This is a genomic window from Undibacterium sp. TJN25 (assembly GCF_049339885.1).
Classification (GTDB): Bacteria; Pseudomonadota; Gammaproteobacteria; order Burkholderiales; family Burkholderiaceae_D; genus Undibacterium.
In genome coordinates, this window is sequence record NZ_JBMPPM010000005.1 from 56,700 (window position 1) to 77,084 (window position 20,385).

The following is a 20,385-nucleotide window of genomic DNA, read 5'->3' on the forward strand; positions in this document are numbered from 1 at the left end:
GAGAAGCGCTTGCCGTACATCAGAATCAAAACACATCTTTTTGCACTGGCGCTGGTAATTTTTGTGCTGTGTACCGAAGCGGCAATTGCCGAAGATCAACGCATCCTCGTGCTGGCCGAAGATGCTCCTCCGCACAGCTTACTGAAAGAGGGTCAGGTGAGCGGTACGTCTACTGAATTCGTTCGCCTGCTCACAGCGAAGGCAGGGCTGGCGCCGGACATCCGGCTGATGAACTGGAAAGCCGCGTTGCAGGTCATTGACGACCAGCCTGCCGTGCTGATCTATCCCATTGCGCGCACCCCGGAACGGGAAAGCGCGTTCTACTGGATAGGGCGGCTGGCGATCTATAAAACCTATTTTTACAAGAAGAAGGACCGCGGCGATATCCTGCTGAAAAGGCTGGAAGATGCGCAAGCCTATCGCATCGGCGCGGTGCGCAAGGACGTGCGTTCAACGTATCTGGCGGCGAACGGATTTTCGGCCGGAGGCAAGGGCCTGACCGGCGTATCCGACAATAAGGAAGCCTTGCGGCTGCTGCAGATAGGGCGCATCGACCTCACGCCGATGTCCTCATTTGCGTTTGAAGGGGCCTGTGCATCCATGGGGGCAAATATCCACTGCGAGCAATTCGAAGCTACACTGCCAATCGACCTGACAGCAGACATTTATCTCGCCGCCAGCAAGAAGACGCCGGCCGATACGGTACGGCGTTTGCAATCGGCCTATGACAGCCTGGTGGAGGATGGTAGCTTTACCCGTCTGCTAGGAAAGTATTCGAAACAATAAATGCTGATCGGCATAGCGCGGTATATCGTGATTTATCGCGGCATATCGAATCAGGATCTTGCGGTATCGTTCCTGAGCATCTCGTTTCTACGCGCGGCGGCCACCTCGTCATGCACGTCCAGCGTCACCGGCTGAACGGCGGAAACCGATTCCACACTATTGACCGCTTCTACTGCCGGTTTGCCCAACTCCCTGGCATTTCTGTCATCAACGATATTGGCGACCGGCGCCCTAAGGCTATATGCCGCAATGGCTGCGGCAAAAGCGGGGTCAAGCGCGGGGTTGGTTTCCGGGTTGGCGGTATTTGCAGCCTGGTCCGTCGTCTCTGCGGTAGCTGTTGCAGGTACGGCGGCGCCTGCGAGGGCATCGGCATTCGCCTGTTCCAGCCCTGTCAGCAGGGTATTGTCTATCGTTGCGTCCACTGCCGGCTGGGCCGGGATAGTGGAATTTACCGTCGCGGCTGTTGTCGCGAGGGTAGCCGCTTGTGCAGGCGCCAATGTGCTGTTGTCGTCTGCTTGCTGTGCGTTGCCGGCGTCGGCCGCCTGCGCGTTGTCTACGGCGTTTTGTTGGACAAGCAGTGCGGCAGCCGCCGCATCGCTCAAGGCATTCTGGGTTGCGATGTTTTGCGCCTGCGTCAGCGCTGACGGCGCCGATGGTGTTATTAAATTTGACGGCGCCTGGCTTGCGGTGGCCGGAGATTGCGCGACGGCAGTTGTAGCAGCAGTAGCCGTAGTGGCGGCGGGTGCGGGCGTGGCAACTGTTGTTGCTGCTTCAGGTCCGCCGTTGGCGCTCAATGGTGTGCTGATGGCACTGGCAATGCGCGCCACTGTGCTTGCAGCGGCATTCGTGTCCGCGGCGGGTGCCGCAACTGCGCTGCTGGCAGCCTGGGCTGGGGTTGCGGTATCGTCGCTATTGTCTTGCTGCGGGGTTGCTGCGGTGGATGCAGTAGTCGGCGTAGTAGTCGGCTTAGTCGGTGCCGTCGGGGCAGCAGGTGCTGTCGCTTGTATGGCGGAGTTGTTCGCGCCGGCGGCGTTTGCAGCCGCGGATGCCTGCACTTCTGCCAGGGCGGCATTCTGGGCGGAGACGATCGCTTCGCTGAGTGCTTCATCCTGCAAGGTTTTTTGTAAGGCGGCGTTTGCAGCCGTTACCGCTGTGGGCAGGGGCAGCCTGGCCGCCGCCAGCTGAAGCTCCAACTGCGTGGTAAAAATATCCTCAATGCCTGTCGAAGAATTAAGGTCTTGCTGCGTCAGGAAAAAGTTGTTGCTCTGCGCCACCAGGCTTGCCGCCAGCGGTGCAAACGAGGAGGCCGCCTGCGCCAGTACGGCGCTGGTCGCCGCGGGATTGGCATTGAAAGCGCTTTGCAGTTTGAGCGGGTCCACCACCAGCGAAGCGCTGGTGCTGATCGGCAATTGGCCACTGGCACCGCTTTGCAGCGTGATGCCGACGTTGGCGAGCCCGGTCAGCAAGCTAGCTCCATTGCCGTTGCCGTTCCCTGCGGAAGCCGCTGCATTTAGCGGCGTATTGGTCAGCGCCTGCAACAGCAGGTCTGTGCCGGAAGCATCCGTCGATTGTCCAATCGATCCCAGTGTCCCCGGCAAGCTGAAAATGTCGCCTGGATCCGATCCGCCCGTACTGAAGCCTGGGAGCGCGTTATTGTTGTTGCCCAAGCCGCTCAGGCTATTGAAACTGTTAAAGGCAGAGGCAAAATTAATCGCAGCTCCAAGCACGCTGGAAAAGCCTTGCGGGTTGCTGCCCAGGCTCTGCGTCGCAGACGCGGCCGACAGCAGCCGCGCAGCAGGAGAAAGCTCGATCACGTCATTGGCAGCCAGGGTATCTGCAGGCGCGACGGATGCAGCAGACGATGCGCCGGCAACCAGCAGCCTTGCATTGACCCTGTCTACAGGGGTGGGAGAGCCCGTTTGCGATAACGGAGAGAGCGGGGTGAGGGTATTGTCCATGCTGATACCTTGCTGCAAGACGCGGGGCGCATCTGTGCGATAGCGAACCAGAACCCGCCTTGAAGCAGCAGGTCACAATCTCATTCTAGTCAATTTAACAGATTTGATACAAAAAAATAGTTGCCTCAAGGCATTGTGTGATGCAACAATTACGTATGTAACGATTTTTTACATTCTTTGTTTCAGCCAGGAATCAAGCCGTAGAGAGCGAGCTCCGACGGCAGTGCAAACCGGCAAGCTAATCACCTGTTCATCACCTTACCGCAAACGCAATGTGACATCACATCGGCGCGTTGCGCTTTAACGTTTTATCTTGTCACCATTGCCCTTGGAGACCGGTACCAAAATGCCTAAGCAAAGTACAGCAGCGCCGCTTAGCTCGAAACTGCAATTCGAAGGAGTGGGGCTGGACGGCAAGGATTTCGCCGAAAGCGCGCCTGACTCCTTTGATGACTGGGACTCCGTGGCTACACCCGCATCTACTCCTGCCGCACCGGCAATGGCTCCCGAAGCTGCTCCCGTTAAAGAAGATCCCGTCCGCCGCAAGCCGCGCCGGCAATTTGTTGCCTCGCCAGCGGTGGAAGAAACGGAGGACGCGTTTCGGCGTACGACAGTGCGCAGAACGCCAGCCAAGGCATTGCGCCGCAAAGACAAATTTGCGCAATATGCAGCTGCCATCGCACTGCTCGGCACGCTGCTGTTTGCCGGCGGAATTTATTCCTATGTGCAAAGAGATCCGACCAATGACGCTGCCCTCAGCTATTCCGCTTTGCCGGCTGCCGTCATCAATGTGGATGGGCAGGTCGCCAGGCTGCAGGTGACAATACAGGTGGATGCGGAAGACCAGGAGTGGCTGGAGCAAAACAAGAAGGTCATTCAGGAAATCTTCCAGATTGTCGTCTCAAGGACCAATCCGCTAGACCTGCGCACACCAGAAGGCTTTAAGGCGATGCAGGCGCAGTTGAAAGACGAGATCAATTCGCAGATGAAGGTTGACAAGGTGCAGGCGGTATTGCTGACCGAACTGATGATGCAGAGCAGGGGATAGTTTATCCCAGCCAGGAAAGCCGGTTCACCGGCTTTTTTTTTGCGGCTTGCTCAGGTAACGGCAAGTGGCTTAGCGTAAATTATGTACTTATGGTGAACAGCGTCGAAGCGACGAAGCGCAAAAAGGTCTACACTTGAGCATTCATTATCAGTTCTAGCAGGAGTCGTGATGCCAACAGCAATATGGAACGGCGCAGTCATCGCCGAGGCCGCCAAAGACCAGGTCGAAATCGTCGAAAATAATGTGTATTTTCCTGAAGAGTCGGTCAACAAGGCGTTTTTGCAGGCCAGCGAAAAGCTGAGCATCTGTCCCTGGAAAGGGGTCGCCAGCTATTACGACGTAGTCGTGGACGGCAAGGTCAACCAGGATGCTGCGTGGACGTATCGCACGCCCAAGGATGCGGCCAAGGAGATCACCAACCACATCGCCTTCTGGCGTGGCGTGGAAGTGCAGCGCTAGTTCATTCGCAATCGGGTCTGAATTTCGTCGCTACGGAGTTCAGATCTTTCGCACTATCCCCACCGGCAAGTCGCTGATGCGCCGCAGTTCCTCTGAATCCAGCCACTCCGGATGCGCCAGATGATGCAATAGCATGCCGGTCGCATCCTCTCCCCAGAATAAATGCGGCCCCAGCGCGAATGTCGGGATGCCGAACACGCCCTGTGCAAGTGCGCGGTCGGTATTGGCGCGCAACTCCAGCTTTACTGCTTCCTGCCCGATCAGATCATCCGCATTGGGAATATCCAGATAGGTACACAGCGCTTGCCAGTCTTGCGGCGAAGTCATGCCGTTTCCCTGCTGCCAGATGTAGCGGAATATTTTTTGCACCAGATCTTTTCCCGAACCCATGGCTACGGTCAGGCGCAGCAGCGATATAGGGTTAAACGGATGGGCAGGCGGCATCCGGAACGGGATGCCCAGCTGCTCGGCGCGGAATTGCGTATAGCGATAGGTGTGCTTGCGCTTTTCCGGTATCTCGGCCGGTCCCTTATGCTCCCAATGACCCAGCAATGCACCGAACACGATAGGCCGCAGATTGACATGCAGTTCCGGCGGCAGCAGCCCGAACTGCTCCAGCTGCAGATAGGCGTACGGAGAGTTGAAATCGAAGTACCAGTCAGCCTGCATGGCGGAAGGAATAGACGTTTCTGGAGCGCTCATCATGCCTCTTGGTATGGGAATTAGGTGCAAAAACAACAAAACTGTAACATTGTGCGATTAACGCTCACAAATCGTTTGTGTGGGTCAACAAAGCTGTCTTTACTACGTTAACTGCTTATAGACTGCATCAACCGGAAATTGTTGTGAAATTACGCCGGCGTCGATGATCTTTCTCGCAGTGCTACTCATTGTCCGTCGTAGTACTTGATCAGACTAATTTCGTAACAGCTTCTGAAGCATACACAAATTGCAATGCATGAGGTGAAGCAATGGAACAAAATCAGCATCCGACCAAGGAACAGGTCAGAGAATACTTGAAGCACCGGCAGCAGGAGCATTGCCCTCCGCCGGACATCAAGGAAATCCGGCGTCAGCTTGGCTGGGATTTGATAGAAACAGATAGAAAAAACAGATTGAGATAAGCGATTTGTGGACTTGTTGGATTTGTTTGTAAGGCCCGCCCTCCTTAAGCCGCTGCATGCGCGATAGCCCGCAGTTGCCATATTCATGCTGAATTTATCGGGTGGTAGGCAAGGCATGCTGCCGATATCGGTTTACGTTTTCCGTTTTTACTGCCGCAAAAAAAATGCTGAACCGGAGCGTTATCTCACCTTCCCAGCACCTGCCCAGCACTTCTTCCGCCCTTTTTATTCCCTGCAATTATTCCAACCAACCAACAGCTTCGCCAGCTTGCCGGCGAAGCTGCAGATGGAATGCCGTTACTTCTTTTTCATGCTTACTGCCACTATCTTGCCGATAACTGCTTACCACCTGCGGCCGCGATAGCCCCATCCACCGTAATAGGCCGGTGCTACAACAACTGGCGCAGGTTCTACATACACGCCGGGGCCGCCGCCGTAACCGTAGCCGCCGCGGGCGGGATAAACAACGCAACCGGACAGGCTTGCTGTTGCAGCGATAACTGCAACGATGAGCAATGATTTGAAACGCATGGCTTCCTCCTGTGAAATGAAAACGCCTGAGGATATAACTGCCCGCAAGCCCATCACGTTGACGATAGGTTTGTAAGTGTTTGTTTCTTCACCGGATGGATCGTGTTTCCAGGAACGCTATACGGGTCTACCTGCGCCGTCGAATAATGCGTTGGCACATAAACGACACATACCGCCACTATTGCAAGATCCTTCTATAAACATTGTTAATAATTATTAAATTTTCACCAGGCAACATTTTTGGCGATTACTATAGCTGATACCCATAGCGCACACTCGAAACTTGCGGTAAATGGGCCGGAATTACCAGCCTAAAGCACCGCAACTTGTCGCAAAAATTCTTCCATGCCCATGTTTCGCTCTTTTTTGTTGTGCTTCGCGCTGCTGTGCGACTTTGCCCTCGCGCATGCAGAAACGGTGACGCTGGTCGGCGAAGACGACTGGTACCCGTATGCTGCTGTCAAGGATGGCCGCCTGCAAGGGTTTGCGGTCGATGTGATAGACGCTGCATACGCCGCAGTCGGTATCCAGGCGCAATTCGTTTCGGCGCCGTATGCGCGCTGCCTGATGATGGCCAGGACCGCACAGGCGACAGGCTGCTTCGACAGCCTCAATGATGCCAGGCTGGGACCGGAATTCCTGTTCCATAGAGAACCCATTTTCAAGGCAGTAATAGGAATCTATGCACGCAGTGATGCAGGCCCGCAAAAGGTCACGGTCGCAGGCCTGAAGGGAAGGCGTGTCGGTTTTACGCACGGCTATACCTACGGCGATGAGGTCGAGACGGATACGCAGATCGTGCGCGAGCAGGCGCCGACGGACATATCCAATCTGCGCAAGCTGGTGATGGGCCGCTCGGAATACTCGCTGGTCTATACGCGGGTGGTCGACTACCTGAGCGTAGCCTACCCGGCCGAGTTGAAAGATAAAGTACGGCAGGTCGGCATCGTGTCTGAGGACAAGCTGTTTGTCAGCTTCTCCAGGAGCCGCCCTGAAGCCGGCAGGTATGCGGAATTGCTGGACAAGGGCTTGCTGGCGATACGCGCCAACGGCATCTATGCCGGTATAGAGAAAAAATGGAAAAGCCCCGGGCTTTAGGAGAGGGCAAACTCGCCTTCCAGCAGCGAATAGTATTCAAGATCGACGAAGCGGCCGTTTTTCCACTCGCACTGGCGGCGCTTGCCTTCCAGCTGGAAACCCAGTTTTTGCAGCAGGCGGCTGCTGGCAATATTCTCCGGTTCCACTTCTGCTTCAACGCGGTGCAATGACATTTCCCGAAACCCGTGCGGCAGTATCGCGCGCAGGCACTCCTGCATCACGCCGCCGCCCCAGTGTTCGCGCTGCAGCCAGTAGCCCATGTCGGTATTGCGGTTCTCCTTGTCCCATGCGTAAAATCCGCAAGCGCCAATCAGTGTGCCAGGATCCTCCTTTTTGCAGATACCCCACCAGATGCCGGTTTGCTGTTCCAGCAGTTCCTGATACCAGTCTATTTGTGCCTGCGTCGCTTCCACGCTGTCATACGAAATACCGTAGTAGGCGGTGATGGCTGGATCCGACAGGCCGCGGAAAACCTCGGAGATATCTGCAACGGCGATGTCCCTGAGCAGGAAACGGGCGGTATGGAGAACGGGGAAAGCCTGGTTCATTTAAGTGCTGGCAAGCGCTAAAACAAAATGGCAAACAGGCACATTGCAATGCCCACCAATGACACCATCCACACCAGTGTGCGCACGACCGGAATGCCCATTGCATACAGCGGCAGGTAGATGATCCTTGCGGCCAGGTAGAGCAGGGCGCCCCAGTGCGTCAGTGCGCCGGTGCGATTGGCAATGCAGGCGACCAGGATGGCGGCAATAAAGATGGGCATTGTTTCAAACAGGTTTGCCTGCGCGCGCAGCAGGCGGGCAGGCAGCGGTTTCAACGGAGCTTGTTCTCCGTCGCGGGCACTCATATTCCACTTGCTGCCGTATTGCGCGGTCCTGGCGGTGGACGCCATCAATATCTGGGCGACTGCGAGCACGAGGGTCCAGGCGACACAATAGAGTTCAAAATTCATCGTCAACGCTCCTAAAGAATGGTAGCCGCGGAAGGCGGTGATCCGGGCTGCATATTGCCGTCAAAAAAAGCGGCGTCGTCGTTTAGAATGGCGCTGGCAACTATGCTGAAGCACGGGTTTCAGCGCAATCGTACAGGAGATAGCATGAAAGGAGAAAATACAATGAAGGGTGCGGGCGGTACAGAGGGCGGTGTGGGCCAGTTTTTTCTGGGCCTGTTCATGATGTGCGGCGGCTTCTATATGTTGCTCAATGCCATTTCCGTTCATTCCAGCTTCGGCATGGGTATGGGCATTTACAGCCTGCGTGCCTTCGGCGGCAGCTATGGCGTGACCAGCGGCATGATCATGGTGCCCTTCATCATTGGCATAGGCCTGGTGTTTTACAACGTCAGGAGCCTGTTGGGCTGGGCGCTCGCGCTGGGTTCGCTGGCGGCGCTGATTTTCGGTGTCATTACCTCCATCCACTTTGACTTGCGCAGCATGACACTGTTTGACCTGATCGTGATCCTGGTACTGGCGGTGGGCGGGATGGGCCTGTTCCTCAGTTCCATGCGCAGCAGCAAGCGCGACTAAAAACAGAAAGCGGGCCTTTGCCCGCTTTCTGTTTTTACACAAGGTTTATACAAGGAAACCGGCAGCATGAACAGCCTGCCGTAGCCTCAGGTTTCCGATTTGATCGTATTGCGGATGATGCCTATGCCGGTGATTTCGGTTTCCATCACGTCGCCGGGTTTCATGAATTCCGGTGGCTTGCGCGCAAAGCCCACGCCGGATGGCGTGCCGGTGCTGATGATGTCGCCTGCTTCCAGAGTCAGGCCGCGCGATAGCTCGGCGATGATGCGGGGGATCTTGAAATACATCTGTTTGTAGCTGGCGTTCTGTTTTTCCACGCCATTGACGCGGCAGATCACGCGTGTATCGTCCAGGTTCAGGCCTGCGGTTGTCACTATCCACGGCCCCATCGGGCCATGGCCGTCCAGGCTTTTTCCTTTGAACCATTGGCCGCCATGGCGTTTTTGCTGCACGTCCCTGGCGGTGGTGTCGTTATAGACCGCATAGCCGAACACGTGGTTCATCGCCTGTTCTTCGCTGATATTGCGGCCACCCTTGCCGATGACGATGGCCAACTCTGCCTCCCAGTCTATCATCGTGGAATTGCTGGCGTCGTACGGAATGGTGTCGAAAGGGCCGTTCATCGTGTTGACGGCCTTGGTGAAGAACACTGGATTAGCCGGATAAGAAGTGACCGTCTTGTCGGCACGCGCATCCTTGCCCTCTTCAAAGTGGTCCAGGTAATTCCAGCCCACTGCGTAGATATTGCTCTGCGGCTTGGGGATGGGTGACCACAGATGCACCTGATTCACAGTGGGGCTGGCCATCTTCAGCAGCGCAGCCCTTTGGGCCAGCGAGTGGGCCTGCGCAACCCCGGCGTCGCCGCTGGCGACCAGCGACAGCATGGAAGCGGGGTCAAACACCAGCTTTTGTTTCTGCTTCTGCGCTTCCGCGCCAATGTCGATAACACGGCCATCGTCCAGCACCACGCCCACACGCGGCTTGTCTCCCTTTTTTGGAGAAAAAGTTGCCAGGCGCAAACCTAGTTTGGCAGCCAGAGGCGTGATGGCGCCAATTTGCGGTTCCTGGGCTGCGGCGGGCAGTGACTGTCCCAACACACCTGCGGCGGCACTCGTGGCGCTGAGTTTCAGGAAGCTGCGGCGGTTTTCTTTCATGCGGATCTCCATTTTTTAATTGATGGCCAGGCCCGGCAGAAAATTTCCGCTGAGCCACATGGCATGGCTTGATTTCACCAGACATTTGCGTTTCCGTGTGCCGCTTTCAACAATCCGATACATAAGGCCGTGCGATAGGCGCGCATGGGCCAGGAAAAGGGAACGCGTGGAAGTGTGCAAGAGAGCAAATCAAGTATGTATTCAGCCACATGCTGTTTGTACCACGTTGGGGATAGCGCAGAAATGTGATAATGTAATATCAGCTTTCCTTAAAAATAAAAAGTAAAAATCCCCGCATGGATTTTCATGCTGCACAATGCTGCATATAGGGGTAAGCAATACCCAGACCAGAATTCAGTTCATCTCACAGGTTCGCAGCCGCTGCCATGGATGAAGCGAGGCTTGTTGCCCAACTCAGGTGCCCAGATTAGCCATTCCTCATGACGACGATAGAACACGCTAGCGAATTTGAATTCATCCAGGGCCTTTCGGCCGAGCTGTCTTCGAAAGAACTGATTTTTCCGACCTCGCTGAACGCGACGATGAAAATCCGCAAGGCGCTCAGCAACCAGGATATTTCCAACGACAATATCGCCCGCATCATCAGCGCAGAACCCGTGGTGTCAGCACAGGTGCTGCTGCTGAGTAATTCAGTGATGTTCAACCGCAGCGGGAAAAGAATTTCCGAACTGCGCGCAGCCACCATGCTGCTGGGGTTTGCGGCCGTGCGCCATGTCGCCATTTTCGTTGGCATGAAACAACTGGCGGAGCATCAGGCGGTGGGGCAGGTGTCGCAGCACATGGAGGGTTTGTGGACGCGCAGCCTGCGCGTGGCGGCGCTGTCTTATGTGCTGGCCAAGGACCTGACCAGGCTGAGCCCGGACAAGGCGATGCTGGCCGGCCTGTTGCACGATGTGGGTAAATTTTATATCTTGAACCGTGCGCGCCAGTACCAGAACCTCTTTGTCACCGAACACACGATCTGGGAAGTGGTCGACCAATGGCATGCGAGCATAGGCGCCGCGATCCTGGAAAACTGGGATATCGACGATGATGTCCGCATGGCTGTGATGGACCACCGCGCACCGAACCTGCCAACCGGTATCAGGCCGACATTGACCGACGTGATCGCGACGGCAGATTTTCTGGACCGCCACTTCGTCGCCAATACGCTGGACAGCGTCAACTGGGATGCCTTGCCGGTAGCGCTCAGGAACCTGCACCTGACCCGTGAAAGGCTGGATCAGTTGAGGGAAGAAACCAGGGGCGAGTTGAGCCAGATATTGAAGGCCATTGCTTAGCGGGCTTGTTTCTCGCGATTGAAAATTTTTTGGATGCTGCCTGGGCGAGAGCGGCAGAATGCGGGAAGAGCGGTATTGGAGATACAATTGTAATCTAACCAATTAACCAGGCGTATCAGTCATGACAGCAAGCGAAAAAAACAGGGAATTTGAGTTCATCGAAGGACTCACTGCGGAGTTGTCGGCGAAGGAGCTGATTTTCCCTACCTCGCTGAATGCGACGATGAAGATTCGCAAGGCGCTCAGCAATCCCGATATTTCCAATGATGCGGTGGCGCGTATCATCAGCGCCGAGCCTGTGTTGTCCGCGCAGGTGCTGCGACTCAGCAATTCCATCATCTACAATCGCACCAACAAGCGCATTTCCGAACTGCGCGTGGCAACCATGGCGCTGGGTTTTGCCGCCGTGCGCAATGTCGCCATTTCCGTAGGCATGAAGCAACTGACCGAGCACAAGTCTACCGGGCAGAGTTCGCAACGCATGGAGGGTTTGTGGACGCGCAGCCTGCGCGTGGCGGCGATGTCGTATGTAGTGGCCAAGAATCTTACCAGGCTCAGCCCGGACAAGGCCTTGCTGGCCGGCCTGCTGCATGATGTGGGCAAATTTTATATCTTGAACCGCGCCCGCCATTACCAGGACTTGTTCGTATCTGAAAAAGCCCTGTGGGACCTGGTGGACCAATGGCATGGCAGCATAGGCGCGGCCATCCTGGAAAACTGGGATATCTCCGACGACATCCGCTCCGCCGTCATGGATTGCCGCTCACCGGACATTCCTCTGGCGCCTAAGCACACGCTTACCGACGTGGTCGCTACGGCAGACTTCCTGGATGCGCATTTCGTGGCCAAATCCATCGATGTCGTCAACTGGAAGGTGATCCCGCCTGCTTTGCAAAACCTACAGCTCGATCAGGAAAAAGTCGAAGCCCTGATGAGCGAAACCAAGGGCGAGCTGGGCTTGATCCTGCAGGCCATTGCCTAAGCTCCAACTCCTCGGCAGTAACAACTTGTTACTCCAATTACAGTCCGGCGGTAATCGCCTTGCCGTATCTCCGCGTTAGATGCCCATGAGCCGCCGCAAGCAGGCGGTTCACGAAGCATACAAAAATTTTAACCATACAGGGATACGCCATGAAAACCACAAAATTACTCGCCGTATTATTGAGCAGCCTGTTTGCGACAGCCGCTTTTGCGCAAAGTACTGCCACTGATGTGCAGCGTGACGTCAACCAGCAGCAGAGGATAGAAAATGGCCTGAAGTCCGGCCAGCTCACGACACGTGAGGCAGCAAAGCTGGAGCACGAAGAGAAAAGCATCGACAAAACAGAAGCACGTGCATTGAAAGACGGCAGCCTGAGTCCTGCTGAGAAAGCGCGAATCCAGGGCATGCAGAACAAGGTCAGCAGCGATATCCATGCGGACAAAACCAATGCACAAACCGGCAACCCCAATTCAGTATCGAACCGCCGCATGCAGGCCGACGTGCAGCGTAACGTCAACCAGGAAAAGCGGGTGGAGAACGGTGTCAAGAATGGTTCTCTGACAAATCATGAGGTCGCCAAGCTGGAGCGCGGCCAGGCCAGGGTGGACGGACAGGAAGCCCGTGCAGGAAAAAATGGCCATGTCGCCGCAGCGGAACAGCGCAACATACAGCGCGATGAAAACAGGCAATCGCGCCGCATCCATAAAGAAAAAACGGATGCGCAGGTTCGCGGTTAGTCAGGCGAAGCAAGCCTGCAGAGCGGTATCAGGCCTCCAAGCCCTTATGCCTTCAGGCCCGCTTCGGCGGGCTTGTCTTTGATAGCAAACGCTGTGATATTCGAGCGCCTTCGCGCATAATATCTGCATGGCCCGCCGCTACCACCACCATGTTTATGTCGTAGAACTATCGAAGGATGTTCTTTACGAAGCCCGCTTCAAGAAGGCCAACCCGGATTATGTCACCGGCAAACCCTGCGTCTACGTTGGCATGACCGGCCTCAGCCCGGACCTGCGTTTCGACAAGCATAAGGCCGGCATACAATCGAACAGGTATGTGTTCGAGTTTGGCCTGCGGCTGCTGCCGGAACTCTATGAAATATATAATCCCATGCCTTACAGCGGCGCTGCCGACATGGAGGTGGAACTGGCCATAGGTTTGCGCGAGGCCGGTTATGGAGTATGGCAGGCCTGAAACCCGCCATAATGTTGCTGACGCGAAAACTGGGATTATGATAATCTGTATCTGCATAATGCACCCAGCAGCTCCAATTCCCCGGACGGATTGAATGGAAAAGGCCTACACCGGAAGTACCGACGATATCCTGGTCGGCGCGTTCAGACCCCATGGCCGGGTCGATGTCCGCATTGTCGATCCCATTGCTTACAGCGAAGCCTATGGTCCGTTCAACGCTGAACTGATCCACGCATTGATCCGCATCCAGCGCAAGTTGGCAGCCCAAGCCAGGCTGGAAGGCCCGCAGGGCGAAATCATCAGTATCTTCGATAGCGCGCTGGCCGGCCCCGAAGTGGTAGGCATCCTCACGCAGGCACTGCAGGCAATGCTGCGGGAAGGCCGCAGCAAGGTAGGCGCGGCGCTGCTGATAGGACCGGACGTGGAGGGTATCAGCATCATGCTGCCGGCCATCCTGGCTTGTTATACCAAGGCCGGTATTCCCAGCCGTGTGTTTGACAAGATGGAAGATGCGGAAAGCTGGATCAGGGGCCTGATCGCAGCCGCCTGCGCAGAAGCGGAAGCTACCAAGGCTGTCAGCGGTTGATGAAGGAGTCGTGCCAGGTAGTGCGCGGCACGGCGCGCTGGATATAGCGCTCATTCTCAGCCTGGATCGCCGCAATCTCCCTCAGCACCTCGCGCGGAAACCCTACCCGCTCTACACCCCTGTCCTGCAAGGACAATGAATTCAGATAGCGCTTCAGGTGCTGCGGCTCATTGCAAAACAGGCAAATGCGTTCCCAAACATGCGGGAAAGCTTTCTTCAGGTGTTTTTCCGGCGTCAGCTTTTCAATTTCCAGGATGGACAGCGCTTCGATATTGCTCGGCGTGGGATGCGAATTGTAGATCGCCTGCACGGTGTCCATGTGCTTGTTTTCTTCAAACTGCGTACGCATGATCGTGCTGGCTGCTACATCGGGCTTGGGCGAGGCAATTGTCGAGAACGGCGCCAGCGTACGCAGGATCTGTTCAAAGGTCGGTAGCGTATCTTTGTCCCAGCGTATGGTCTTGATGCCGGCCGTCTCGAACAGCTTTTTGTTGGATGCGTAGCGGCCGTCGGCATCCTTGATGCACAATTCGATCACGCACAACAAGCCCAGGCTGGCGTCAAAAATGCCGTAATCGACCTTCTTGCCTTCCAGTTGTTCCAGCTCGGCCTGCCTGATCTTGGGATCGGAACTGCCCGGCGACAGCACGGCAGCCAGGTCGATCTTGGGGAAAATATAACAATTCGGCAAGGCCCTGCGTAAACGTCCGAAAAACGCCTCCTCATCACCGATGAGAAAACGCTTCTCTTCATAGACGGCGTAGATGTCCTTGTTCTTTTTAAAAGGCAACGAAAACATACAGGTATCGGGTACTTTTCAGTAGTCGTTTTAATATAAGCTGGCCCTAAAGGCTGCCCCGGCATGCTGCGAGTCTACCACTGTGCCTGTCGGACAGCGAAGGCTTGCTAAAAGTTTGTATTTTATTTGAGCAAAAATCAAGTACCGGTGTGCACTTTGCTTGTTTGCGCTGTTTTCCAAAGGAGAGACGCGTCGCGCCTTTCCTTTGCAATTTGTAAAAACTTTATTTGCCCCAGGAGTCTTTCAGCGTGACCACCCGGTTGAATACCGGTTTGCCTGGCGCTGAATCGACGCGGTCTGCGACAAAGTAGCCGTGCCGCTCAAACTGGTAGACATCTTCCGGCATCGCGGCCGACATGCCTGGTTCCAGATAGGCGGTCACGACTTCTTTTGATGCCGGGTTCAGCGCCAGTTTGAAATCCTTGCCGCCGGAGTCTGGATTCGGATCGGTGAACAGCCGGTCGAACAGGCGTACTTCGGCTTCCAGCGCGTGCGGCGCGCTGACCCAGTGGATGTTGCCCTTGACCTTGTAGTTGGCGCTGCCTTCAGTGCCGCTTTTGCTGTCGGCGAAGTAGTTGCAGTGCACGGCGATCACATTGCCGTCTGCATCCTTGTCGCAGCCCGTACATTCGACCACATAGCCGTAACGCAGCCGCACCTTGTTGCCAGGAAACAGGCGGAAATAGCCCTTGCTCGGCGTTTCCATGAAATCTTCCTGTTCTATCCACAGCTCTTTGCTGATCGGGAAGACGCGGTTGCCGCGTTCCGGGAAGTGCGGGTGGACCGGCGATGTGCATTCCACGGTTTCGCCCTCAGGGAAATTGTCGATGACCAGTTTTAGCGGACGCAGCACGGCGGTGGCGCGCGGCGCTTTCGGGTCCAGGTCTTCCCGCAGGCAGCCCTCCAGCACGCTGTAGTCTATCCAGCCGTCGGATTTGGTGACGCCGGTGCGTTCGCACATCAGTTGTATCGCTTCCGGCGTGTAGCCGCGGCGGCGCATGCCCACCAGCGTCGGCATGCGGGGATCATCCCAGCCTTCGACAATGGCTTCTTCCACCAGTTGGCGCAGCTTGCGTTTGCTGGTGATGATGTAAGTCAGGTTCAGGCGGGCAAATTCGTACTGGTGCGGCACCGGTTTCTTGAAGAAACCGCCTTCGGCGCAACGCTCTATGACCCAGTCGTAGAAAGGGCGGTGGTCCTGGAACTCCAGCGTACAGATCGAATGCGTAATGTTTTCCAGCGCATCCGATAAGGGGTGCGTGTAGTCGTACATCGGGTAGATGCACCATTTGTCGCCGGTGCGGTGATGGTGGGCGTGGCGGATGCGGTAGATGGCTGGGTCGCGCAAGTTGATGTTCGGCGAGGCCATGTCTATCTTGGCGCGCACGATGTGTTCGCCGTCCTTGAATTCGCCGGCTTTCATACGGCGGAACAAGTCCAGCGATTCCGCCGGGCTGCGGTCGCGGTAAGGCGAGTTCTTGCCAGGTTCGCCGAAATTGCCGCGGTTGGCCTTCATGTCGGCGGCGCTCTGGCTGTCCACGTAGGCATGGCCGGCGGTGATCAAGTACTCGGCCATTTCATAGAGCTTGTTGAAATAGTCGCTGGCATAGTACAGATGGGTTTGCTTGGCACCGGCTATTTCTTTTTCCCACGTAAACCCCAGCCATTTGACGCTGTCCAGGATAGTGTCGACGTATTCCTGTTCTTCTTTTTCAGGGTTGGTATCGTCAAAGCGCATGTGGCACAGGCCGGCGTAGTCGCGTGCCAGGCCGAAGTTGACACAGATGGATTTGGCATGGCCTATGTGCAGGTAGCCGTTGGGTTCGGGAGGGAAGCGGGTAATGACGTTGGGCAGGTCGGGGCGGGCATAGGTGCCGGCAACCAGGTCGGCGTCGATCTGGTTGCGCAGAAAATTGGCGGCAGGCTCGGGCGTTGCGGTATTGGCGGTGCTGCTTTTAATATCGTTGCTCATTATGCTAGCTTCGTTAAATAGTGGGATGACAAGCATTTTACCGTAGCGTGGCCCGATTCAGTCGGCGGTAGGCCGTCCGCGTATAAATTGTTTGCAAGAAATTGCCTTATTTTCATCGCGGCCTGCTTAGCCCGGCCTACAATGCAAGAGCGAGGCAAGCAAATGCAATAAAACCTGCTTAACGGTTACCTGCTCCTAGGCACTCTTCCAGGCTGTACCGATCTTATGTTTGTACAAACATCTCGGTCCCCGTCAGCTGCTGCGATGCGGCAAGCTTTCTCTTTTTTCCAACAGTTTTCCCATTTTGCGCATTTTAGATATCACGTCGTTCGACGTAGGGTATCGCTTTCCGATACTTCGATTCCAGGTTCCGCAAGGCGCAAAAAAACGTCTTTAATGGAGGCTCATAACAAGATGAAGTAATTAGGCATATGAGGCTATTGGAACATTGTGGCGGCGAACAGCAAATGCAAGCCCAGGCAAACCTGAAGGTCTCTGAAATCCGATGATCTGGAGGACGAAATGAACAAGATGTGCAAGCGCAAGGCACTGATAGACGCCGCGGACCTGGGGCTGTTGCATTACGGCCAGGTGGACCCCTTGCTGCATTACCTGGAAGAGCGCCTGGCCAGGCATAAAGCGGCCAATGCCCGGTTTACCGGCGGCAATGTGCTGTATTACCTCGGCGGCATGCTGGCCATCGGCGCCTGTACGCTGTTCAGTACGCTGGCGGTGGAAAAATGGGGCATGCCGGTGCTGCTGGATATGACGCTCGTGTATATCCTGTGCACCATCACGCTGGCGATGTGGCTGGACAGCCGCGGCCAGGGCGTGCCGGCCGGCATATTTGCCGCGTTGACGGTGGCGCTGGTGCCGCTGGGGGTCTTTTCACTGCAGCACGTAATGGGTTTCTGGAGCGATAGTATATCTGCGGCGCACTACCGGGATTTCCACGCGCTCATAGACTGGCGCTGGCTGATCATGGAACTGGCGACATTGCTGGCCGGATGCCTGATGCTGTGGCGCTTCCGCTATAGCTTCCTGGTGATGCCGATTGCGGTGACATTGTTCTACATGGGCATGGATATCGTACCTGCGCTGTTCATCCAGGGCGACGGCGCTGTTTTCAGCGGTACCGGCTGGGCGGTGCGCCAGCAGATATCCATGGTGTTCGGCTTGCTGATGCTGGTGTTCGCCTTCGTGGTGGACGTGCGCTCGCGCTCCGGCATAGACTACGCTTTCTGGCTTTACCTGTTCGGCCTGATGAGTTTCTGGGGAGCCTTGAGCTCGATGGGCAACGGCGAACTGGCGGGCAAATTTGTCTACCTGGCCATCAATGCGTTGCTGGTACTGTTGGGCGCGGTGCTGGAACGCCGGATGTTCACGGTGTTTGGCGGCATAGGCGTGGCGATGATGCTGGGCGAGCTGTCGTGGCATATATTCAAGGATAGTTTCGTGTTTGTCGCCTTGCTGACCTTGCTTGGATTCGCACTGATCGGCGCCGGCCTCTGGTGGAGCAAGCATGAGCACAGGATCTGCGCGCGACTGCGCAGCCTGCTGCCGGAGTCCATGCAGATGATGCTGCTGACAAGAGGGTAGAGCATATCTCACCGGGATTGATGAACGAGTTCCGGTATGTGCTTTGTAAGGATATGGCATCTCCATTGACTAATCGCCAGTTCACATTCATTTGTGAAACGCGGTTTAATGCAGGAAATCAATGGAGATGTCATGGATAGAATAGTCAGGAGCGCCATGCTGATGCTGGCACTGGTCTCTGCAACGGCGATGTTGCCGGTTGCCGCGCAAAGCTGCAGCAAGGCCAGCCCGGCACATACGGTGGCGTTGCTCGAGCTTTATACATCGGAAGGCTGTGACAGCTGCCCGCCGGCAGACAAATTCGTCAGTGCGCTGTATAAGACCAGCGGTTTGGGTGCCGACCAGGTCATCCCTTTGTCCTTGCATGTGGATTACTGGGACTACATAGGCTGGAAAGATATGTTCGCCAAGCCGCTGTTTACCGAAAGGCAGCGCTGGCTGGCTGAACAGGTGTCTTCACATACGGTGTATACGCCGGAAGTCTTCGTCGCCGGCAGGGAGCTGCGCGACTGGCGCGGTGGTATGGCCGCTTCGGTCAAACGTATCAACAGCATGCCGGCGCAGGCGGACATTCGGATTACACTGGACAAGGCGGCCGACAACAAGCTCAGGGTAGGGCTGGTAGGCAAGAGTGCGCAACCCGGCAAGCTGTATTTTGCGCTGGTGGAAAATTCGCTGGTCAGCAATGTGAAGGCAGGCGAAAACCGCGGCGTCACCTTGCAGCACGACTACGTCGCCCGCGAGTGGGGAGAGCCGGTCAGCCTGACACGCGGCACTGCCGAAAATGTCAGCCGCCAGATCAGCCTGCCTGCCAACGCCGCTACGAAGAACCTGGCGGTAACTGCGTTCGTACAATCCGACAAGGGCGAGATATTGCAGGCGCTGACGTTGCCCTTATGCCAGCCCATGTAAGCACCTGCTATCCCGCTTTTGCCGATGGTTCCAAAGTGGGCAGTTGCTTACACCATCTTGGCGTTCGCGCCTGATCCCTGCCCGACCCGCAATGGCGTTGCCGATTGCGGATCTTTTTTGCTGTCGTTCCTGTCGGGCAGCATATACATGGACTGGATCGGTGGTGTGAACGATACCCCCAGCTTGCCCAGTTCCTTCAGCAAGGCGATATTGATGCGCTGCTGCGTATCCATGTATAGCATGTAATCCGCCGTGACCATAAAATATACGATGTCGAAGTGCATCGAGTGCGGCGTGAAATTCTTGAAGTGAGCGCGGTCGAAACGGACACTGGGCTGGGCTTCTATGATTTTCCTGATCAGTGCCGGTATTTTTTCTGCCAGATCGGGAGGGTTGTCGAAGCTGATCACCAGTTCAAACTGTATGCGCCGGTTTTGCATGCGCTTGTAATTGAGTATGGTGGTTTTAAGCAGCGCGGAGTTGGCGATCACTATCTGTTCACCGCTGTCGGCGCGGATGCGCGTTGTCTTAAGGCCTACGTGTTCCACTGTGCCGGACTTGCCATCCACATTAATCGCATCGCCCACTTCAAACGGTTTATCCATCGCAATGGAAAGCGATGCAAACAGGTCGCCCAGGATATTCTGCACCGCCAGCGCGATGGCAACGCCGCCTATGCCCAAACTGGCGACAAAGGCCGTGATGTTGACACCGACATTGGCCAGCATGGCCAGGAAAAAAACAATCCACAGCAGTGCCTGCAAACCCCAGACCGTCAGGGTTTGCGACACCGTAGTGGCGCTTTCACCGGCGGCGGGTGTGATGGACAGGAAGTAGCGGCGTGCGGCAATGGCAATGGCCTTGTTGATCCACAGCGCCAGTTGCAGGCCGAAAGCCAGGAACCACAGGTTATGGATCTTGTCGCCCCAGCGCTCAGGCAGGTCCAGCAGCGCCACGCCTATCAGCAGCGAAGTGACCGCCAGCGCCAGTTTGCTGGTGCCGCCGAGAATTTCCAGCAGCACATCGCGCACGTGATAGGCGTTGCTGTCCGCGGCCTGTCCCTGCCGGTTTTTTTTCAGCCTGCTGCGGAAGTAGCTGAGCACGAACTGCATGGCAATGTAGCTGACGATCATCGCCGTAAAGGCAATCAGCCAGCTTGCCACGGGAATGTTCATGATGGGGCGGGCGAGAAAGGGATTGAGTGTTTCTGCATGTTCAACGAATCCTATATCCATAGCGAAACAGCCTGTCTTTTGCTTAAAGGCTAATGCTAAATAAACATCAGTGATAGTTATATAGGACGGTGGAAAGCTTGCTTGTAGGAGAACAGGAAGTTGATGCTTTGACGCATCGA

The 20,385-nt window shown here is 55.9% G+C and carries 23 protein-coding genes; 14 read left to right on the forward strand and 9 right to left on the reverse strand.

The annotated features are described in order from the left end of the window. Positions 1-9: 9 nt before the first annotated feature. A complete protein-coding gene (locus ACO0LO_RS13615; protein WP_422964768.1) occupies positions 10-786 on the forward strand; it encodes a substrate-binding periplasmic protein in 777 nt (258 codons plus the stop codon). A 50-nt stretch (positions 787-836) separates the two neighbouring features. Here ACO0LO_RS13615 and ACO0LO_RS13620 read toward each other — a convergent pair whose 3' ends face one another. Continuing rightward, a complete protein-coding gene (locus ACO0LO_RS13620) occupies positions 837-2,744 on the reverse strand; it encodes a hypothetical protein (protein WP_422964769.1) in 1,908 nt (635 codons plus the stop codon). Between the two features lie 346 nt (positions 2,745-3,090). On the opposite strand from ACO0LO_RS13620, the gene ACO0LO_RS13625 reads away from it, so the two are divergent. Together ACO0LO_RS13625 and ACO0LO_RS13630 are read left to right on the forward strand one after the other, a co-directional pair. Then, the gene (locus tag ACO0LO_RS13625; protein ID WP_422964770.1) at positions 3,091-3,792 is read left to right on the forward strand and encodes a flagellar basal body-associated FliL family protein; all 702 of its coding nucleotides are present in this window, start codon (positions 3,091-3,093) and stop codon (positions 3,790-3,792) included. Positions 3,793-3,960: 168 nt separating this feature from the next. Continuing rightward, the gene (locus tag ACO0LO_RS13630) at positions 3,961-4,251 is read left to right on the forward strand and encodes a DUF427 domain-containing protein (protein WP_422964771.1); all 291 of its coding nucleotides are present in this window, start codon (positions 3,961-3,963) and stop codon (positions 4,249-4,251) included. Between the two features lie 39 nt (positions 4,252-4,290). Here the strand turns inward: ACO0LO_RS13630 and ACO0LO_RS13635 are convergent, their stop codons facing one another. Further along, positions 4,291-4,932 (reverse strand): 2-hydroxychromene-2-carboxylate isomerase, encoded by a 642-nt coding sequence (locus ACO0LO_RS13635; RefSeq protein ID WP_422965159.1) that lies wholly within the window; start codon positions 4,930-4,932, stop codon positions 4,291-4,293. A gap of 290 nt (positions 4,933-5,222) precedes the next feature. Here ACO0LO_RS13635 and ACO0LO_RS13640 point away from each other — a divergent pair, with 290 nt between their 5' ends. Next, positions 5,223-5,375 carry a hypothetical protein gene (locus ACO0LO_RS13640; protein WP_422964772.1) on the forward strand — a complete coding sequence of 51 codons (153 nt, stop codon included), beginning with the start codon at positions 5,223-5,225 and terminating at the stop codon, positions 5,373-5,375. Between the two features lie 115 nt (positions 5,376-5,490). Next, positions 5,491-5,739: a hypothetical protein gene (locus ACO0LO_RS13645; protein WP_422964773.1), complete on the forward strand. Its 249-nt coding sequence runs from the start codon at positions 5,491-5,493 to the stop codon at positions 5,737-5,739. Here the strand turns inward: ACO0LO_RS13645 and ACO0LO_RS13650 are convergent. After that, on the reverse strand, positions 5,718-5,906 hold the full coding sequence (locus tag ACO0LO_RS13650; protein ID WP_422964774.1) for a hypothetical protein: 189 nt from the start codon (positions 5,904-5,906) through the stop codon (positions 5,718-5,720). The genes ACO0LO_RS13645 and ACO0LO_RS13650 overlap by 22 nt on opposite strands. 345 nt (positions 5,907-6,251) lie before the next feature. Here ACO0LO_RS13650 and ACO0LO_RS13655 point away from each other — a divergent pair, with 345 nt between their 5' ends. Further along, positions 6,252-7,004: a substrate-binding periplasmic protein gene (locus ACO0LO_RS13655; protein ID WP_422964775.1), complete on the forward strand. Its 753-nt coding sequence runs from the start codon at positions 6,252-6,254 to the stop codon at positions 7,002-7,004. On the opposite strand, the gene ACO0LO_RS13660 is transcribed toward ACO0LO_RS13655, so the two are convergent. Together ACO0LO_RS13660 and ACO0LO_RS13665 are read right to left on the reverse strand one after the other, a co-directional pair. Beyond that, positions 7,001-7,552 carry a GNAT family N-acetyltransferase gene (locus ACO0LO_RS13660; protein WP_422964776.1) on the reverse strand — a complete coding sequence of 184 codons (552 nt, stop codon included), beginning with the start codon at positions 7,550-7,552 and terminating at the stop codon, positions 7,001-7,003. The two genes, ACO0LO_RS13655 and ACO0LO_RS13660, sit on opposite strands and share 4 nt — an antisense overlap. A 17-nt stretch (positions 7,553-7,569) precedes the next feature. Continuing rightward, a complete protein-coding gene (locus tag ACO0LO_RS13665; RefSeq protein ID WP_422964777.1) occupies positions 7,570-7,962 on the reverse strand; it encodes an MAPEG family protein in 393 nt (130 codons plus the stop codon). Positions 7,963-8,106: 144 nt separating this feature from the next. Here ACO0LO_RS13665 and ACO0LO_RS13670 point away from each other — a divergent pair, with 144 nt between their 5' ends. Further along, positions 8,107-8,535, forward strand: a complete 429-nt coding sequence (locus tag ACO0LO_RS13670) for a hypothetical protein (protein ID WP_422964778.1) — start codon at positions 8,107-8,109, stop codon at positions 8,533-8,535. A gap of 86 nt (positions 8,536-8,621) precedes the next feature. Here ACO0LO_RS13670 and ACO0LO_RS13675 read toward each other — a convergent pair whose 3' ends face one another. Next, entirely contained in the window at positions 8,622-9,689 is a 1,068-nt protein-coding gene (locus ACO0LO_RS13675) for a fumarylacetoacetate hydrolase family protein (RefSeq protein ID WP_422964779.1), read from the reverse strand. Between the two features lie 440 nt (positions 9,690-10,129). On the opposite strand from ACO0LO_RS13675, the gene ACO0LO_RS13680 reads away from it, so the two are divergent. The 5 genes from ACO0LO_RS13680 (at position 10,130) to ACO0LO_RS13700 (ending at position 13,749) form a co-directional block, all read left to right on the forward strand. After that, entirely contained in the window at positions 10,130-10,990 is an 861-nt protein-coding gene (locus ACO0LO_RS13680; protein ID WP_422964780.1) for an HDOD domain-containing protein, read from the forward strand. A 121-nt stretch (positions 10,991-11,111) separates the two neighbouring features. Further along, entirely contained in the window at positions 11,112-11,972 is an 861-nt protein-coding gene (locus ACO0LO_RS13685; protein ID WP_422964781.1) for an HDOD domain-containing protein, read from the forward strand. A 149-nt stretch (positions 11,973-12,121) separates the two neighbouring features. Further along, complete coding sequence (locus ACO0LO_RS13690) at positions 12,122-12,709, forward strand: hypothetical protein (protein WP_422964782.1); 588 nt, start codon at positions 12,122-12,124, stop codon at positions 12,707-12,709. A gap of 127 nt (positions 12,710-12,836) precedes the next feature. Then, positions 12,837-13,163 carry a hypothetical protein gene (locus ACO0LO_RS13695; protein ID WP_422964783.1) on the forward strand — a complete coding sequence of 109 codons (327 nt, stop codon included), beginning with the start codon at positions 12,837-12,839 and terminating at the stop codon, positions 13,161-13,163. A gap of 94 nt (positions 13,164-13,257) precedes the next feature. Beyond that, a complete protein-coding gene (locus ACO0LO_RS13700; RefSeq protein WP_422964784.1) occupies positions 13,258-13,749 on the forward strand; it encodes a hypothetical protein in 492 nt (163 codons plus the stop codon). Here the strand turns inward: ACO0LO_RS13700 and ACO0LO_RS13705 are convergent. Together ACO0LO_RS13705 and ACO0LO_RS13710 are read right to left on the reverse strand one after the other, a co-directional pair. Beyond that, positions 13,739-14,548 (reverse strand): DUF2726 domain-containing protein, encoded by an 810-nt coding sequence (locus ACO0LO_RS13705; protein ID WP_422964785.1) that lies wholly within the window; start codon positions 14,546-14,548, stop codon positions 13,739-13,741. The genes ACO0LO_RS13700 and ACO0LO_RS13705 overlap by 11 nt on opposite strands. 223 nt (positions 14,549-14,771) lie before the next feature. After that, positions 14,772-16,520: a glutamine--tRNA ligase/YqeY domain fusion protein gene (locus tag ACO0LO_RS13710; RefSeq protein ID WP_422964786.1), complete on the reverse strand. Its 1,749-nt coding sequence runs from the start codon at positions 16,518-16,520 to the stop codon at positions 14,772-14,774. 522 nt (positions 16,521-17,042) lie between these two features. Here ACO0LO_RS13710 and ACO0LO_RS13715 point away from each other — a divergent pair. Beyond that, positions 17,043-18,119, forward strand: a complete 1,077-nt coding sequence (locus ACO0LO_RS13715) for a DUF2157 domain-containing protein (protein WP_422964787.1) — start codon at positions 17,043-17,045, stop codon at positions 18,117-18,119. A gap of 132 nt (positions 18,120-18,251) precedes the next feature. Continuing rightward, complete coding sequence (locus ACO0LO_RS13720; protein ID WP_422964788.1) at positions 18,252-19,031, forward strand: DUF1223 domain-containing protein; 780 nt, start codon at positions 18,252-18,254, stop codon at positions 19,029-19,031. A gap of 47 nt (positions 19,032-19,078) precedes the next feature. Here ACO0LO_RS13720 and ACO0LO_RS13725 read toward each other — a convergent pair whose 3' ends face one another. Next, positions 19,079-20,266: a mechanosensitive ion channel family protein gene (locus tag ACO0LO_RS13725; RefSeq protein ID WP_422964789.1), complete on the reverse strand. Its 1,188-nt coding sequence runs from the start codon at positions 20,264-20,266 to the stop codon at positions 19,079-19,081. Positions 20,267-20,385: the final 119 nt, after the last annotated feature.

Excerpts from the sequence above, each read along its gene's own strand:
- ACO0LO_RS13695 (WP_422964783.1), top strand. The coding sequence starts at position 12,837 with ATGGCCCGCCGCTACCACCACCATGTTTATGTCGTAGAACTATCGAAG.
- ACO0LO_RS13675 (WP_422964779.1), bottom strand. The coding sequence starts at position 9,689 with ATGAAAGAAAACCGCCGCAGCTTCCTGAAACTCAGCGCCACGAGTGCC.
- ACO0LO_RS13715 (WP_422964787.1), top strand. The coding sequence starts at position 17,043 with ATGAACAAGATGTGCAAGCGCAAGGCACTGATAGACGCCGCGGACCTG.
- ACO0LO_RS13650 (WP_422964774.1), bottom strand. The coding sequence starts at position 5,906 with ATGCGTTTCAAATCATTGCTCATCGTTGCAGTTATCGCTGCAACAGCA.
- ACO0LO_RS13665 (WP_422964777.1), bottom strand. The coding sequence starts at position 7,962 with ATGAATTTTGAACTCTATTGTGTCGCCTGGACCCTCGTGCTCGCAGTC.
- ACO0LO_RS13725 (WP_422964789.1), bottom strand. The coding sequence starts at position 20,266 with ATGGATATAGGATTCGTTGAACATGCAGAAACACTCAATCCCTTTCTC.
- ACO0LO_RS13720 (WP_422964788.1), top strand. The coding sequence starts at position 18,252 with ATGGATAGAATAGTCAGGAGCGCCATGCTGATGCTGGCACTGGTCTCT.
- ACO0LO_RS13655 (WP_422964775.1), top strand. The coding sequence starts at position 6,252 with ATGCCCATGTTTCGCTCTTTTTTGTTGTGCTTCGCGCTGCTGTGCGAC.
- ACO0LO_RS13630 (WP_422964771.1), top strand. The coding sequence starts at position 3,961 with ATGCCAACAGCAATATGGAACGGCGCAGTCATCGCCGAGGCCGCCAAA.
- ACO0LO_RS13705 (WP_422964785.1), bottom strand. The coding sequence starts at position 14,548 with ATGTTTTCGTTGCCTTTTAAAAAGAACAAGGACATCTACGCCGTCTAT.
- ACO0LO_RS13620 (WP_422964769.1), bottom strand. The coding sequence starts at position 2,744 with ATGGACAATACCCTCACCCCGCTCTCTCCGTTATCGCAAACGGGCTCT.
- ACO0LO_RS13710 (WP_422964786.1), bottom strand. The coding sequence starts at position 16,520 with ATGAGCAACGATATTAAAAGCAGCACCGCCAATACCGCAACGCCCGAG.
- ACO0LO_RS13660 (WP_422964776.1), bottom strand. The coding sequence starts at position 7,552 with ATGAACCAGGCTTTCCCCGTTCTCCATACCGCCCGTTTCCTGCTCAGG.
- ACO0LO_RS13640 (WP_422964772.1), top strand. The coding sequence starts at position 5,223 with ATGGAACAAAATCAGCATCCGACCAAGGAACAGGTCAGAGAATACTTG.
- ACO0LO_RS13680 (WP_422964780.1), top strand. The coding sequence starts at position 10,130 with ATGACGACGATAGAACACGCTAGCGAATTTGAATTCATCCAGGGCCTT.
- ACO0LO_RS13670 (WP_422964778.1), top strand. The coding sequence starts at position 8,107 with ATGAAAGGAGAAAATACAATGAAGGGTGCGGGCGGTACAGAGGGCGGT.
- ACO0LO_RS13685 (WP_422964781.1), top strand. The coding sequence starts at position 11,112 with ATGACAGCAAGCGAAAAAAACAGGGAATTTGAGTTCATCGAAGGACTC.
- ACO0LO_RS13700 (WP_422964784.1), top strand. The coding sequence starts at position 13,258 with ATGGAAAAGGCCTACACCGGAAGTACCGACGATATCCTGGTCGGCGCG.
- ACO0LO_RS13625 (WP_422964770.1), top strand. The coding sequence starts at position 3,091 with ATGCCTAAGCAAAGTACAGCAGCGCCGCTTAGCTCGAAACTGCAATTC.
- ACO0LO_RS13690 (WP_422964782.1), top strand. The coding sequence starts at position 12,122 with ATGAAAACCACAAAATTACTCGCCGTATTATTGAGCAGCCTGTTTGCG.
- ACO0LO_RS13645 (WP_422964773.1), top strand. The coding sequence starts at position 5,491 with ATGCTGCCGATATCGGTTTACGTTTTCCGTTTTTACTGCCGCAAAAAA.